The organism is Aedoeadaptatus ivorii, assembly GCF_030815095.1.
GTDB lineage: Bacteria > Bacillota > Clostridia > Tissierellales > Peptoniphilaceae > Aedoeadaptatus > Aedoeadaptatus ivorii.
Genome location: NZ_JAUSWF010000001.1, coordinates 112,194 through 126,604 on the forward strand (window position 1 = coordinate 112,194; position 14,411 = coordinate 126,604).

Annotated in this window: 16 protein-coding genes; all 16 read left to right on the forward strand. The window is 51.7% G+C overall.

The window, feature by feature from the left end; all coding sequences use genetic code 11:
* Positions 1-67: 67 nt before the first annotated feature.
* The 16 genes from rplU (at position 68) to QO008_RS00630 (ending at position 14,352) form a co-directional block, all read left to right on the forward strand.
* On the forward strand, positions 68-376 hold the full coding sequence (gene rplU, locus QO008_RS00555; protein ID WP_126465181.1) for a 50S ribosomal protein L21: 309 nt from the start codon (positions 68-70) through the stop codon (positions 374-376).
* Positions 376-705, forward strand: coding sequence for a ribosomal-processing cysteine protease Prp (locus tag QO008_RS00560; protein WP_307383325.1), 330 nt, complete (start codon positions 376-378; stop codon positions 703-705). The genes rplU and QO008_RS00560 overlap by 1 nt, the downstream gene beginning before the upstream one ends.
* Positions 706-996, forward strand: coding sequence for a 50S ribosomal protein L27 (rpmA, locus tag QO008_RS00565; RefSeq protein ID WP_126465185.1), 291 nt, complete (start codon positions 706-708; stop codon positions 994-996).
* A 126-nt stretch (positions 997-1,122) separates the two neighbouring features.
* Positions 1,123-2,394, forward strand: a complete 1,272-nt coding sequence (obgE, locus tag QO008_RS00570) for a GTPase ObgE (protein ID WP_307383328.1) — start codon at positions 1,123-1,125, stop codon at positions 2,392-2,394.
* 8 nt (positions 2,395-2,402) lie between these two features.
* On the forward strand, positions 2,403-2,693 hold the full coding sequence (gene yhbY, locus QO008_RS00575; protein WP_126465189.1) for a ribosome assembly RNA-binding protein YhbY: 291 nt from the start codon (positions 2,403-2,405) through the stop codon (positions 2,691-2,693).
* A 3-nt stretch (positions 2,694-2,696) separates the two neighbouring features.
* Positions 2,697-3,305, forward strand: a complete 609-nt coding sequence (gene nadD / locus QO008_RS00580) for a nicotinate-nucleotide adenylyltransferase (protein ID WP_126465191.1) — start codon at positions 2,697-2,699, stop codon at positions 3,303-3,305.
* A complete protein-coding gene (gene yqeK, locus QO008_RS00585) occupies positions 3,302-3,874 on the forward strand; it encodes a bis(5'-nucleosyl)-tetraphosphatase (symmetrical) YqeK (protein ID WP_307383332.1) in 573 nt (190 codons plus the stop codon). The genes nadD and yqeK overlap by 4 nt, the downstream gene beginning before the upstream one ends.
* A complete protein-coding gene (locus QO008_RS00590; RefSeq protein ID WP_126465195.1) occupies positions 3,871-4,767 on the forward strand; it encodes an LCP family protein in 897 nt (298 codons plus the stop codon). The genes yqeK and QO008_RS00590 overlap by 4 nt, the downstream gene beginning before the upstream one ends.
* 30 nt (positions 4,768-4,797) lie before the next feature.
* Positions 4,798-5,148, forward strand: a complete 351-nt coding sequence (gene rsfS, locus QO008_RS00595) for a ribosome silencing factor (RefSeq protein WP_307383337.1) — start codon at positions 4,798-4,800, stop codon at positions 5,146-5,148.
* Positions 5,145-5,519, forward strand: a complete 375-nt coding sequence (locus tag QO008_RS00600; protein WP_126465199.1) for a RidA family protein — start codon at positions 5,145-5,147, stop codon at positions 5,517-5,519. The genes rsfS and QO008_RS00600 overlap by 4 nt, the downstream gene beginning before the upstream one ends.
* A 6-nt stretch (positions 5,520-5,525) precedes the next feature.
* Positions 5,526-6,131, forward strand: a complete 606-nt coding sequence (locus QO008_RS00605; protein ID WP_307383343.1) for a ComEA family DNA-binding protein — start codon at positions 5,526-5,528, stop codon at positions 6,129-6,131.
* Between the two features lie 56 nt (positions 6,132-6,187).
* Positions 6,188-8,050: an excinuclease ABC subunit UvrC gene (gene uvrC / locus QO008_RS00610; protein ID WP_307383346.1), complete on the forward strand. Its 1,863-nt coding sequence runs from the start codon at positions 6,188-6,190 to the stop codon at positions 8,048-8,050.
* A complete protein-coding gene (gene hprK, locus QO008_RS00615; RefSeq protein WP_126465205.1) occupies positions 8,043-8,990 on the forward strand; it encodes an HPr(Ser) kinase/phosphatase in 948 nt (315 codons plus the stop codon). Before uvrC ends, hprK begins: the two co-directional genes overlap by 8 nt.
* A gap of 113 nt (positions 8,991-9,103) precedes the next feature.
* Positions 9,104-12,646, forward strand: a complete 3,543-nt coding sequence (nifJ, locus tag QO008_RS00620; protein WP_307383348.1) for a pyruvate:ferredoxin (flavodoxin) oxidoreductase — start codon at positions 9,104-9,106, stop codon at positions 12,644-12,646.
* Between the two features lie 126 nt (positions 12,647-12,772).
* Positions 12,773-13,231: a glutathione peroxidase gene (locus tag QO008_RS00625; protein WP_307383352.1), complete on the forward strand. Its 459-nt coding sequence runs from the start codon at positions 12,773-12,775 to the stop codon at positions 13,229-13,231.
* Positions 13,232-13,356: 125 nt separating this feature from the next.
* A complete protein-coding gene (locus QO008_RS00630) occupies positions 13,357-14,352 on the forward strand; it encodes a substrate-binding domain-containing protein (protein ID WP_371828956.1) in 996 nt (331 codons plus the stop codon).
* The last annotated feature ends 59 nt before the right edge of the window (positions 14,353-14,411 follow it).

Consider the following 14,411-nt stretch of genomic DNA (forward strand, 5'->3'; position numbering starts at 1 on the left):
ACCGCACCTAAACAGGTCAGAAGCGAATCACCTGTTGGGGCGAGTCTTATTATGAGGAGGTGCTACAATGTACGCAGTTATCGAAACCGGCGGAAAGCAATACACCGTTCACGAAGGCGACTTGGTGAAAGTGGAAAAGCTCGACGCGAACGAAGGGGATTCCGTATCCTTTGACAAAGTTCTCCTGGTACAGGAAGAAGGCGGTCTGAAGGTCGGCAAACCCTATGTAGAAGGTGCAAAAGTCGAAGCAAAGGTCCTGAAACAGGCCAAAGACAAAAAGGTCATCGTCTACAAGTTCAAGGCGAAGAAGAACGAACGTAAGAAAAAAGGCCATCGCCAACCGTATACGCTCGTAGAAATCGGCAAATTGGCATAATGACGAAGATCGTACTCTACTTTTGCGACGGAAAGCCCATCGGCTTTTCTGCGCGGGAGCACGCGGGAGACGGGGACGAGATCGGCGAAATCGTCTGTAACGGCATTTCGGCACTGACTTTGACCTGTATCCTGTCGATCGGAGAGATCGCAAAGATTTCCGAGGACGATATGCACATCGAGCAGTCGGAAGCCTATCTGTTCTTTCGGCTCAAAGACGGCGTGGAATCGGAAACGGCGGTAACGCTGTTGCGCTCCATGATCGTAGGTATTAACGCCATTGCAGAGAAATACGAAAACTACATGAAAATAGAGACTCAGGAGGTTTAGATGATTCAGTTTACGCTCGAACTCTTCTCTTCGAAGAAGGGAATGGGTAGTTCTAAAAACGGTCGCGACTCCGAATCCAAGCGTCTCGGCGTGAAGAAGGGCGATGGACAACACGTACTCGCCGGCAACATTCTCGTACGTCAAAGAGGCACTAAGATTCACCCCGGTATCAATGTGGGGATCGGTAGCGACGACACCTTGTTCGCTAAAGCCGACGGTCGCGTTTCTTTTGAAACCCGCGGCAAGAACAAGAAAATCGTAAATGTACATCCTATCGAAGAATTAGCATAAACAAGGCCGCAGAGAAATCTGCGGTTTTCTTTTTATCTTATATAGTTATTAGACTTCCTTTTCTTCAATTATAAAAGAGTCAAAACCGTGCTGTGATATAATGAAGCAAGGAAACGGGAGGTGTCTATGTTTGTTGATATTTGCCGCATTTCCGTGAAAGCGGGAAACGGCGGCGACGGCGCCGTCGCATGGCGCAGAGAAAAATACGTACCCGCCGGCGGACCGGCCGGGGGAGATGGCGGGCGCGGCGGCAGCGTGGTGTTGGAAGTCGACGAGAGCATCCACACCTTAATGGACTTCCGTTACAAGCGCGTCTATAAAGCGGAGAACGGCGAAAACGGCCGCAGCAAAAAGCAGTTCGGGGCCGACGCCGACGATATCGTGCTCAAGGTACCTGTGGGTACCGTCGTGCGCGACGAAAAATCGAACAAGGTCATCGTCGATCTAAAGCGGCCCGGGGAACGCTTTGTCATCGCCCAGGGCGGGCGCGGCGGCAAGGGCAATGCCCGCTACACAACCAGTACGCGTCAGGCGCCCACCTTTGCCCAACTGGGCTTTCGCGGCCAGGAGCGGGACATCGTGCTCGAACTCAAGATGATCGCCGATGTAGGGCTGGTTGGCTTTCCGAATGTGGGAAAATCGACCCTTCTTTCGGTCATCTCGAGTGCTCGGCCCAAGATCGCCAATTACGAATTTACGACCCTATCTCCCAATTTGGGCGTCGTGTATTTGGGACCGGAGCAGAGCTTTGTCTGCGCGGACATTCCGGGTTTAATCGAAGGCGCATCGGAAGGCGTAGGGCTCGGCTACGATTTTCTACGACACGTCGAGCGAACCGGCGTCCTGATCCACGTATTGGATGCGAGCGGCGCGGGTTATCGGGATCCCCTGACAGATTTCGAGACCATCAATCGCGAGCTGGCCGACTACAACGCGGCGCTGACCGAAAAGCCGCAGATCGTGTTTTTGAACAAGATGGATCTGCCCGAGGCGCGCGAAAACGAACCCGCGCTGCGAAAAGCGCTGGAGGAGAAGGGCTACGAAGTCTTCTCCGGTTCCGCCGCCACCACGGCGGATATCCGTCCCATGCTGTATCGGGCATTTGACATTCTTCAGAATACGAAGATCGAATACGAGACGCTGGACGAAGAACGCTATGTAGAAGAAGAAAAGCGAGAACCCGGCATTTCCGTCCGCAAAGAGGCGGGAAAATACATCGTCGACGGGGGCTACATCGAGCGCCTTTTGGGCTCTACTTTTTTCGACGACCGGGAATCTCTGCGCTATTTTCAGGAGAATCTGCGTAAAAACGGCGTCATCGATCGGCTCCGGGAATTGGGGATCGAAGAGGGCGAATCGGTCTTTATTGCAGGATATGAATTCGAGTTTTTTGAATAGGGAGGACTATGATTACCGCAAAACAGAGGGCGCAGCTGAAACGGCTGAGCCATGGCATGAAGCCCTTGATGCAAATCGGAAAGAACGGCATTACGCCGGGGGTGATCGAGCAGATCGACGCGTTATTGGAAGATCACGAGTTGGTGAAGATCACCTTGTTACAGAATACGTCCGTAGAAATGCAAGAAGCGACCGATGCGCTCTTGGAAGAGACGGGTGCAGAATTCGTACAGTCGATCGGCTCTAAGCTGACCTTGTACCGGGCATCGAAAGAAGATCCGCAGATCGTCCTGGAGTAGAAAATGAAGATCGGCATCATGGGCGGCTCGTTCAATCCCATCCACATGGGACATTTGATGATGAGCGAATACATTCGGGCGGAGCTCGGCCTCTCGAAGGTCCTATTTATCCCCACGGGAAACGCGCCCCACAAGCGAGATTATTCCGTGCCCGCTTCGGACCGCTTAAAGATGGCGGAGCTCGCGGTGGCGGACAATTACTATTTTGAAGTATCGGATATCGAAGTGACCCGTACCGAGACCACCTATTCCGTGGACACCTTAGAAAGTCTGCGGTCGCTCCATCCGGAGGCGGAGTTTTATTTCTTCTTGGGTTCGGACATTTTGCAGGACCTTAAGACCTGGAAGCGGTTTGGAGAACTGGCGCAGTTGACGCGCTTTGCGGTGGCGGTGCGACCGGGCTTCGGTCAGGTGACGCGGCGGGCGATCGGCCAGGAGATCCGGTACTTAAAGGAGCACTTCAATGCGGGCATCGTACTGATCGACACGCCGCTCTTGGAGATTTCCTCGACCAATTTGCGCAATCGGATTCGCCAGGGCAAGTCCGTAAAGTACTTTTTGCCCGACGATGTGATGACCTATATTCGAAAAAAGGGGTTTTATCAATATTGAAGACACCGAATTTTAAGAAAATTGAATCGGATATCGGAGAAAAACGGTATTTGCATACATTGCGGGTGACGAAAACCGCCGAAAAACTAGCGGAAATCCACGGCGTGAACGGGGAGAAGGTTCAGATTGCGGCAAGGCTGCACGACGCCTGTAAATATCCCGATGCGGCGGCGATTCGGGATCGCGCACGCGCTTTAAATATGAAAGAAGACGACGTGTTCAAAGATTTTCCGCAGATTCTCCATGCCTATGTGGCCGCGACGTGGGCGCAGAAAGAGCTTGGCATTACGGATCCCGAGATTCTCGACGCCATCCGCTACCATACCACCGGAAGGGCCGATATGCGTCCGTTGGAAGAGATCGTGTTTTTGGCGGATTATCTCGAGCCGATGCGCAATTTTGAGGGCGTAGAGGCACTTCGCGCACTGGCGAAAAAAGATCTCACCCAAGCCATGGCGGCATCGGTGGCGCAGAACCTAAAGTACCTACTCGAGAAGCGGATTCCCGTCCATCTCGACACCGTGCGTTGCTATAATTACTATATCGGACAGATCGGAGGCGGCCGATGAAGAGTTTCTTTCGAGGGTTTTTTGCCACCCTTTTGATCGTCTGCGCCCTGTTTTTCGGGTCGCAGTGGTATATCAACCGCAGCGACAATACCGCGGCGCAGACTTGGGTGGAAGATCTGAAAAACAGCAACGAAAAATTTCAGGTCCTTCTTATCGGCATCGACAGTCTGGACTCGAAACAGGCGGAGAATACGCGCAGCGACGTGATGATGGTATTGGACGTCGACGGGGCGAAGCGCACGGCATCCCTCGTATCCGTGCCGAGAGACAGTCGGGTCCCCATCGAAGGGCATGGAAAGACGAAGATCAATCACGCCTATGCCTATGGAAAACAGGACCTCGCCCTGCAAACCGTCAATGAAAATCTGGGGCTCAACATCCCCTACTATATCGTCGTCGACTACGCCTTTGTCAAAGACGTGGTCGACATTGTCGGCGGGATCGACGTCGATGTGCCGATGGATATGGATTATGAGGATCCTTCGGCGGATCCGCCCCTGTATATCCACCTAAAACAGGGTATGCAGACCCTAAACGGCGACGAGGCGCTTCAATTCGTGCGCTTCAGAAAGGGCTATAAAAACGCCGATCTGGACCGCGTAAAGGCGCAGCAGGCGTTTATTTCCTCGCTGGTTAACAAGGTAAAATCTCCCGGCGGTCTGCTCCATGCGCCGTCTTTGTTCGTAAGCTATATGGACCATACGACGAGCAATATGCCCCTATCCAAGGTGTCGCGCATGGGACTTACGTTGATTTCCATCGGCGAAGAGAATCTGACGACCAATACTTTACCGGGTACGCCGAAGACCATCGACGGGATTTCATATTTTATCGTCGACGAGGCCGGCACCGACCGACTGTTGAAAGATCTGCACATGAAACCCCTGAAATAGGGTATACTGAAATAGAAATAAGGAGGTAGAATGGAAAAAGTCGAATTGACCGGAAAGTTAAAAATTATCGATCAAAGTGCCGAAGCCAAGGGCGGTGCGGACATACAAGTCCTGGACATCCACCAGATGACTTCCATAGCCGACTATTTCGTGATCGTGAGCGGAAACTCGACCCCGCAGCTGAATGCCATCGCCGAAGAAATCGAAGACAATATGGCAGAAGCGGGCTATGAGACCTACCACCACGAAGGAAACGGCATGTCCCGCTGGATTGTATTGGATTATGGTGATATTATCGTCCATATCTTCCACCGGGAAATGCGCGAGTTCTACAACTTAGAGAGACTTTGGACTCAGGATTTTAAGGAGGAAACAGAATGAACATTACCCAAACGGATAAAGCACCTGCGGCCATCGGCCCCTATTCCCAAGCCGTCGTATCCGACAGCGTGGTCTATACGTCCGGCCAGATTCCGGTGGACCCGGCGACCGGCGAGCTGAAGACCGACATCAAGGAAGCGACCCACCAAAGCCTGACCAATCTGAAAAACTTATTGGAAGCCTCCGGGTCTTCTTTGGAAAATACCTTGAAGGTCAATATCTTTATTACCGATATGGACCAATTCGGCGCCATCAACGAAGTCTATGCGGAATACTTCAGCACCCACAAACCGGCGAGAAGCTGTGTGGCCGTAAAGACCCTGCCGAAAAATGCCGTCATCGAAATCGAGGCAATCGCCCGCACCAAGTAATGGATCATGGATCTTTCGCCCCGGGAAAAAAATATTATCTTCTGCTCCATCGCCCTAATTGTCCTCGTGGTTTCGTATTTCACCTATAAGGACAAGAAACGACAGGAGCCCGATGCGCCGATGATGCTATATGCCGAAAGCGGCGATTTTTCCGGCGCGCAAAATGTGGAGCGACAAATAGAAGTGCCGGTGGAGACGGGCACGATTTTCGTCGACATCGGCGGTGCGGTACAGCGTCCCGGACTCTACGAACTCGACGCGGGAAGCCGCGTAAAAGACGGCATCGTCGCGGCCGGCGGCATCATTGGCGAAGCGGATATGTCGCAGGTCAACCAGGCGAGAAAGCTCTCCGACGAGGAAAAGCTCTACATCCCCCACCGGGGAGAAGAAGTGCCGCAAGGCGAGGCAGGTGAATCGGAGGGGGCGGGGCCCGTTAGCATTCAAACCGCATCCAAAGAGCAGTTGATGCGCCTTCCCGGCATCGGCGAGAAGACCGCCGATAAGATCATCGAACATAGAAATGCCCATCCCTTTCAACAAGCGGAAGACTTAAAAGAAGTTCCGGGCATCGGCGAAAAGACCTATGAAAGTTTAAAACCATATATCAAATAGAAAACTGACCTTCCCGGTCAGTTTTTTACTAGGATAGAAAAGGAGCATTGCGGCGAATGAGCGAAGAGAGTATACGAGAAAAACTCGCCAAATTGCCCGACGATCCCGGCGTGTATCTGATGAAAAACAAGCTGGATCAAATCATCTATGTTGGCAAGGCAAAGAATTTAAAAAATAGAGTTCGACAATACTTTGGCTCCTACGGCAAGGGCGATACAAAGGTGCGGAGTATGGTGAGCCATATTGCGGATTTCGAGTATATAATCGTAGAAAACGAATTGGAATCCTTAATTCTCGAGTCGAATCTGATCAAAGAGTATCTGCCCAAGTACAATATCTTGCTCAGAGACGACAAACAGTACCCCTATATTAAGATCACCAACGAGCCCTTTCCGCGGGTGTTAAAGACGCGGCGGATTCTCAAGGACAAGGCAAAGTATTACGGCCCGTTTCCCGATGTGCTCGCGGTCAATCAGTCCATCGAATACCTCCACCGAATTTTTCCTCTCAGGAACTGCAAATTGGATCTTTCCAAGCCGAATCCCGTGGTGCGTCCCTGCCTCAACTACCATATAGAGCGCTGTGCCAGTCCCTGCATCGGGGCGGCCACCGAAGAAAAGTACGACGGCTATATTCGCGCCATTACCGATTTTCTCGACGGCAAGCCCGCGCCCTTTGTCGCCGATCTGGAGGAGAAGATGCAAACAGCTGCCCGCGAGATGGAATACGAAAAGGCAGCGGCATATCGGGACCAATTGCGGGCATTTCGGACGCTCATGGAAAAGCAGCGGATTACCGACGCCGGCAGTTCCGAAGAATTTGACGTCATCGGCATCGCCACCGACGACCGCGACGTCTGCATTCAGATCTTTTTCTTTCGCGACGGGAAAAACATGGGCAGGGAGCACTTCTTTATGGAAAATCGCTACGGCGACAGTTCCGCGCATCTGCTCCACGCCTTTATCACCCAGTTCTATCACGGCACGGCCTATATACCGGCCAAACTCTACATTCAAGAAGTTCTGCCGGATGGCGCATTGGTAGAGGAGATGTTGAGTATAAAGCGGGGCCAGGCGGTGCATATTCACGTACCCAAGATCGGCGAGAAGAAGAAGATTCTTTCCATGGTGCAAAAAAATGCGGTCGATATGCTCGACAAACACGGCGAACAGCTGCGCACCAAACAAAAAAAATCCGTCGACGCCTTGGCGGATCTCGCGACCAGACTTCATCTAGACCATATGCCCGAGCGGATCGAAGCCTACGATATTTCGAATATCTCCGGCGCCGAAAGCGTCGGTTCTATGGTGGTCTTCGAAAACGGCGAGGCGAAGAAAACCGATTATCGGCGGTTTCGCATCAAGGAAGTACAGGGCCCCGATGACTACGCGTCCCTGAGGGAAGTCCTATACCGCAGATTCCGCCGGGGCCTTCGGGAGCGCGCCGGGGAAGGGGAGGCGCGGGGGTTTTCCACCTTTCCCGATTTGATTTTGATGGACGGGGGAAAGGGCCAGGCAAGACAAGCGGAGATCGTCCTCGAAGACTTGGGGCTCGACATTCCGGTAGCGGGTCTCGTAAAAGACGACTTTCACAAGACCCGTGGCATCTATCTCAACAAACAGGAAATCCCCTTGCCGCAAAACGCACCCGTCTATCGCCTCGTCTACGGGATTCAGGAAGAGGCACACCGCTTTGCGATCACCTATCACAGAAGCCTGCGCTCTAAGGCGGGCTTTAAATCTGAACTCGACGACATCCCCGGAATCGGCCCCAAGCGCAAGGAGGCGTTGATGCGGTATTTTCGCTCTATTGAAAAGATCAAGCACGCCGACATCGAAACCCTTTCGGGCGTACAGGGCATGACGAAGCGGGCGGCCACATCCCTTTACGAGCACTTTCACGGAGGAAAAGATGACTGAAGAATATAGAACGAGTTTTACCGTCGAACAATTGATTCAATCCAACGACTTTGAAGTGGTGCATAAGGCGGTCAATGTCGATCGCGTGCGCTTATATACCCCCGAGTTCAATCGGCCGGGGTTGCAACTCTGCGGTTTTTACACGAAATTCGTCTCCGACCGCATTCAGATTATCGGCGGGGCGGAGTGGCACTACCTAAAGGCATTGGACCCGGAAGTGCGGCGGTCCCGTCTCAAAACCCTATTCGAGCATGAGATACCGGTCTTGATCGTCACCCGCGGCCAGGAAATCTTCCCCGAGATGCTGCAATTCGCCGGCGAACACGACTGCACGATCCTGCGAACCGTAGACCCAACCTCCCGGGCGGTCAACAATCTAATCAACTTTATGGACGCCGCCTTGGCGCCGACCATCCGCAAACACGGCATACTGCTCGATATATACGGCGTGGGCGTGTTGATCGTCGGCGACAGCGGCATCGGAAAATCGGAGACGGCGCTTGATTTGATCGTAAACGGACACAAACTAATCGCCGACGATTCGGTGCGCATTCGCAAATTGGAAAACCGCCTGATCGGCACCTCGCCCAAAGTCACGCGCCACTTTATGGAGATCCGGGGCATCGGCATTATCGACGTGGAACGGCTCTTCGGGATCGGCTGTATTATGGAAGAAAAGGAAATCGAGCTGGTGATCCACCTCACCCAATGGGACGATTTTGCCGATTACAATCGGTTGGGGATAGAGGATGAAAGGGTTTCTATACTCGACATTTCTTTGCCCAAAGTGGAGATTCCCATGCGCACGGGAAGAAACACCGCGGTCATAATAGAGATCGCGACGCGAAACTTCAAACAGAAAGAAATGGGATATAACGCCGCATTGGCTTTAAATCAACGTGTTTTGGAGTCGATCGAAGAAAATAAGCGCAACCGATAAGACGGTTATTATCATTTTTGTAATATTGCATACTTCTTGCGTCTACTTGAATATTCATCGATGACTGATATAATTAAGCATATAGGAAAATGTTGTTTATTTAGGAGGTTAAAATGGCAAAAATGATGAAAACTATGGACGGGAACACGGCGGCGGCACACGTCTCTTACGCGTTCTCCGATTTGGCGTGTATCTTCCCGATCACCCCGTCCTCTCCCATGGCCGAACATATCGACGCATGGGCAAGCAACCACAGAAAGAATATTTTCGGTCAAGAAGTCAGTGTTAAAGAAATGCAATCCGAAGCCGGCGCAGCAGGTGCCGTTCACGGTGCATTACAAGCAGGCGCTTTAACTTCCACCTATACCGCATCGCAAGGTCTCCTCTTGATGCTCCCCAACATGTATAAGATCGCCGGTGAACTGCTTCCCGGTGTTTTCCACGTTGCGGCTCGCGCATTGGCAAGCCACGCGCTGAGCATCTTCGGCGACCATCAAGACGTTATGGCGGTACGCGCTTCCGGATTCGCCCTTCTCGGTTCCGGTTCCGTACAAGAAGCAATGGACCTCGCAGGCGTTGCCCATTTGGCAGCCATCAAAGGCCGCGTACCCTTCGTACACTTCTTTGACGGATTCCGTACTTCCCACGAAATTCAAAAGATCGAAGTTCTCGACTACGACGATCTCGGAAAATTGGTGGATATGGATGCCGTCAACGAATTCCGCGCACGCGCTTTGGCACCCCAAGACCCCGAAGTTCGCGGTACCGCACAAAACCCCGATATCTACTTCCAAGAAGTGGAAAGTGCCAACCCCTACTACAACAATATCGTTGGCATCGTAGAAGAGTATATGGGCAAAATCTCCGAACTCACCGGAAGAGAATACGGCCTGTTTAACTACTACGGCGATGAAAACGCAGAAGATGTTATCGTAGCTATGGGTTCGGTCACCGAAACCCTGGAAGAAGTGGTAGACTACTTAGCTGATAAGGGCGAAAAAGTCGGTGTACTCAAGGTTCACCTCTATCGTCCCTTCTCCAAAAAGCACTTCTTGGACGCTATGCCCAAGAGCGTAAAACGCATTGCCGTTCTTGACCGCACCAAGGAAAAGGGCGCAAACGCAGAACCCCTTCTCCTCGACGTCAAGGACATCTACTACAACGAAGAAAATCGTCCCATGATTATCGGCGGACGCTACGGTCTGGGCAGCAAGGACACCACGCCTTCTCAAATGCTCGCCGTATTCAAGAACTTAAGAGCCGATGAACCCAAGGAAGGCTTCACCGTAGGTATCGTCGACGACGTAACCAACCTCTCCTTGGACATCGACGAATTTATCGAAACCGAACCCGAAGGAACCATCGGATGTAAATTCTGGGGCTTCGGATCCGACGGTACCGTAGGCGCAAACAAGAGTGCCATCAAGATCATCGGCGATGGCACCGATATGTATGCACAAGGTTACTTCGACTACGACTCCAAGAAGTCCGGCGGGGTTACCATGTCCCACTTGCGCTTCGGCGATAAGAGAATCACCTCGACCTATCTTCTGACGGCAGCCAACTTCATCTCCTGCTCCAAGCAATCCTATGTTCACCAATACGACTTGCTTCGCGGCATCAAAAAGGGCGGTACCTTCCTCTTGAACACCACCTGGGATGAAAAGGAATTGGAAGAAAATCTTCCCGCAAGCCTGAAGAAATTCATCGCAGAAAACGAAGTCGAATTCTACACCATTAACGCGACCAAGATCGCAGGCGAAGTCGGACTCGGCGGACGCACCAACATGGTTATGCAAGCGGCATTCTTTAAGCTCGCAGAAGTTCTGCCCCTCGAAACCGCAATCGAAAAGCTGAAAGAAAGCATCGTTTCCGATTACGGCCACAAGGGCGACGAAATCGTCAACATGAACTTTGCCGCCGTCGACCGCGGTATGGACGCCACCAAGAAGATCGAAGTTCCCGCTGAATGGGCAAACCTCAGCGAAACCGAATCCTACGAAATCGAAGGCGCACCCGAATTCATCAACAAGATTCTCGTGCCCATCAACCGCCAAGAAGGGAACGACCTTCCCGTCAGCACCTTTGTCGGCATGGAAGACGGCACCTTTATGTCCGGTACCAGCCGTTACGAAAAACGCGGTATCGCCGTAAACGTACCCCAATGGCAAATCGAAAACTGTATCCAATGTAACCAATGCTCCTTCGTTTGCCCCCACGCCGTCGTTCGTCCCTTCTTGCTAGACGAAGAAGAAGCGGCTAAAAAGCCCGAAACCTTCGAAACCAAGGAAGCAAAGGGCAAGGGATTGGATGGTTATGAATATCGCATTCAAATCTCTCCCCTCGACTGTACCGGTTGTGGAAACTGTGCACAAGTTTGCCCCGCAAAGGAAAAGGCACTCGTCATGGTTCCCTTCGAAGAAGAATTCGAAGTACAATCCAAAAACTGGGAGTTCGCTTCTAAGGAAATCAAGTCCAAACAAGACGAAATTCCTGCTGACAGCGTAAAGAACTCGCAATTCCACATGCCGCACCTCGAATTCTCCGGTGCCTGTGCAGGTTGTGGTGAAACCCCCTATATCAAACTGGTAACCCAACTCTTCGGCGACCACATGATGATTGCCAACGCAACGGGATGTACCTCCATCTGGGGCGGCTCCACTCCCTCCATGCCTTACTGCACCAACGATATGAACCAAGGTCCCTCCTGGGCAAACTCCTTGTTCGAAGACAATGCGGAATACGGCTACGGCATGAAGATCGCTGTCGATCAACAACGCGACACGATCCGCGCAAATATGGAAGCATTCAAGGAACTCGGTGCCGACGAAGAAATCGCAAAGGCATTCGACAAATGGCTTGAAAACTACAACGACTACAAAGCCACCAAGACCGCAACGGCAGAAATTCTTCCCTTGCTCGACAAGAAGACCGGAAATGAAGAAGCGGACAAATTGCTCGCCAACATCAGCAGCATGAAACGCCTCCTTATCAAACCTTCCCAATGGATCTTCGGCGGTGACGGATGGGCATACGACATCGGTTACGGCGGATTGGACCACGTTTTGGCCAGCGGCGAAAACCTCAACATCCTCGTCGTCGACACCGAAGTATACTCCAACACCGGCGGTCAATCCTCCAAGGCTACCCCGACGGGTGCGGTTGCGAAATTTGCCTCCAACGGTAAAGAAGTTCGCAAGAAGGACCTCGGTCTCATGATGACCAGCTACGGCTACGTATATGTCGCACAAATCGCCATCGGCGCCGACAAGAACCAAGCCCTCAAGGCCATCAAGGAAGCCGAAGCCTATGACGGACCCTCTTTGATCATCTGCTACGCTCCCTGTATCAACCACGGCATTCGCCAAGGTATGGGCGTATCCATCGCAGAAGAAAAGAAAGCCGTCGAAACCGGTTACTGGCACCTCTACAGATTCAATCCCGAGCTCACCGCAGAAGGAAAGAATCCGTTCTCCTTGGACTCCAAGAAACCGACCAAACCCTACAGAGAATTCCTCGAAGGCGAAGTTCGCTACACCTCCCTGCAAAAGCTCTTCCCCGAACGTGCGGAAGCGCTGTATGAAGCAGCAGAGCAAAATGCGAAAGAACGTTACGAAAGTTACGAACGCCTCCACAACATGGAAGCGGGAGAATAAGTCTCTGAACGATAAAAAAGTACCGAGCCATGGCTCGGTACTTTTTTTGTGTCTATGAAAAAGATTTCATTTTCAAATTGAGAATTGGGGAAAAATAGCGTATACTAGCCATTAAGGGGGGATAAAATGGACTTGTATTCGATTTCCGTAAAGGACATTTACGGACAGGAACAGACATTGGAAAAATATCGGGGTATGGTGATCTTGATCGTCAATACCGCGGGGGAATGCGGCTGTACGCATCAATACGAAGGACTCCAACGACTGTATGAGCGCTATCACGAGGACGGATTTGTCGTACTCGGCTTTCCCTGTAACCAGTTCGGGGGACAGGAGCCGGGGGACGAGGAGGAGATCCTGAACTTTGTGCAGACGGCCTATGGCGTCTTTTTTCCCATGTTTTCAAAAGTCGACGTGATCGGAGAACACGCCCATCCGCTGTTTCGCCATCTGACTGAAGGGGACGAGGCGATCCATTGGAACTTTGAGAAGTTTCTGATCGACCGCGACGGGAATCTGCAAAGTCGTTTCCCCGCCGATATGGAACCGAGGGACCTTGTCGACGATATCGACGAATTGATTTAATTATCACCAAACAATCACATTCCGACTCGATGATTTACATTGAATTTACAATACGGACATACGAGTTTAATTGGTCTCGGATAGAATATCATCAGTGTGAAGAACTATGAATTAGGAGGATGAAGATGATCAATTTGAAAAACATTAAGTTGGCAGTAGGGGTATCCACCCTCGCTCTGACCCTTGTAGCTTGCGGTGGCGGACAAAACACAGCAGGCGGCAACGAAGGCGCCAATGCACCGACGAACAACACCCAACAAACCGAACAAACCCAAGAAAACAACGCGGCAACCACCGAAGAAGGCGAAAAGACCGCCGATGCCGGTGACCTCGAAAAATTGGGTCAAATCGCAGTTATCACCCGTGAAGAAGGTTCCGGTACCCGCGGCGCGTTTACCGAAATCGTAGGCCTTTTGGAAAAGAACGGCGACGAAGAAGTCGACAACACCACCCAAGGTGCCGCCGTACAAAACTCCACCAATGGCGTTATGACCACCGTTGCCGGTAACCAATCTGCAATCGGATACATCTCCTTGGGTTCCTTGAACGACACCGTAAAGGCCCTCAAGGTAGAAGGCGTAGAACCGACCGCAGAAACCATTCTCAGCGGAGAATACAAAATCGCTCGTCCCTTCCTGCTCGTAACCAAGGGCAAACCGGAAGACGGCAGCATCGAAGCGGATTTCCTCAAATTCGTCCTCTCCAAACAAGGACAAGAAGAAGTTGAAAAAGACGGCTACGTTAAGGTAGAAGGAACCGAAGAATACACCCCCGCCGACCTCAGCGGAGAAATCACCATTGCAGGTTCCACCTCCGTTACTCCCTTGATCGAAAAGTTGGCAGAAGCATATAAGAAATTAAATCCCAACGCCAACATTCAAATCCAATCCAACGGTTCTTCCGCAGGTATCACTGCAGCAGCTGAAGGCACCGCACAAATCGGTATGTCTTCCAGAGAACTGAAAGACGAAGAAAAATCCAAGGTAGAAGGTACTGTTTTGGCACAAGACGGTATCGCCGTTATCGTAAACAAAGACAACGGCTTGGAAGACATCAAAATGGATCAAATCAAGAGCATCTTCAAGGGCGAAACCCCCGCATGGGCTGACCTCGCAAAATAAGATGTATCTACCCAATAAAGCCGGTCCCGTAACGGGGCCGGCTTTATTTTACATAGACT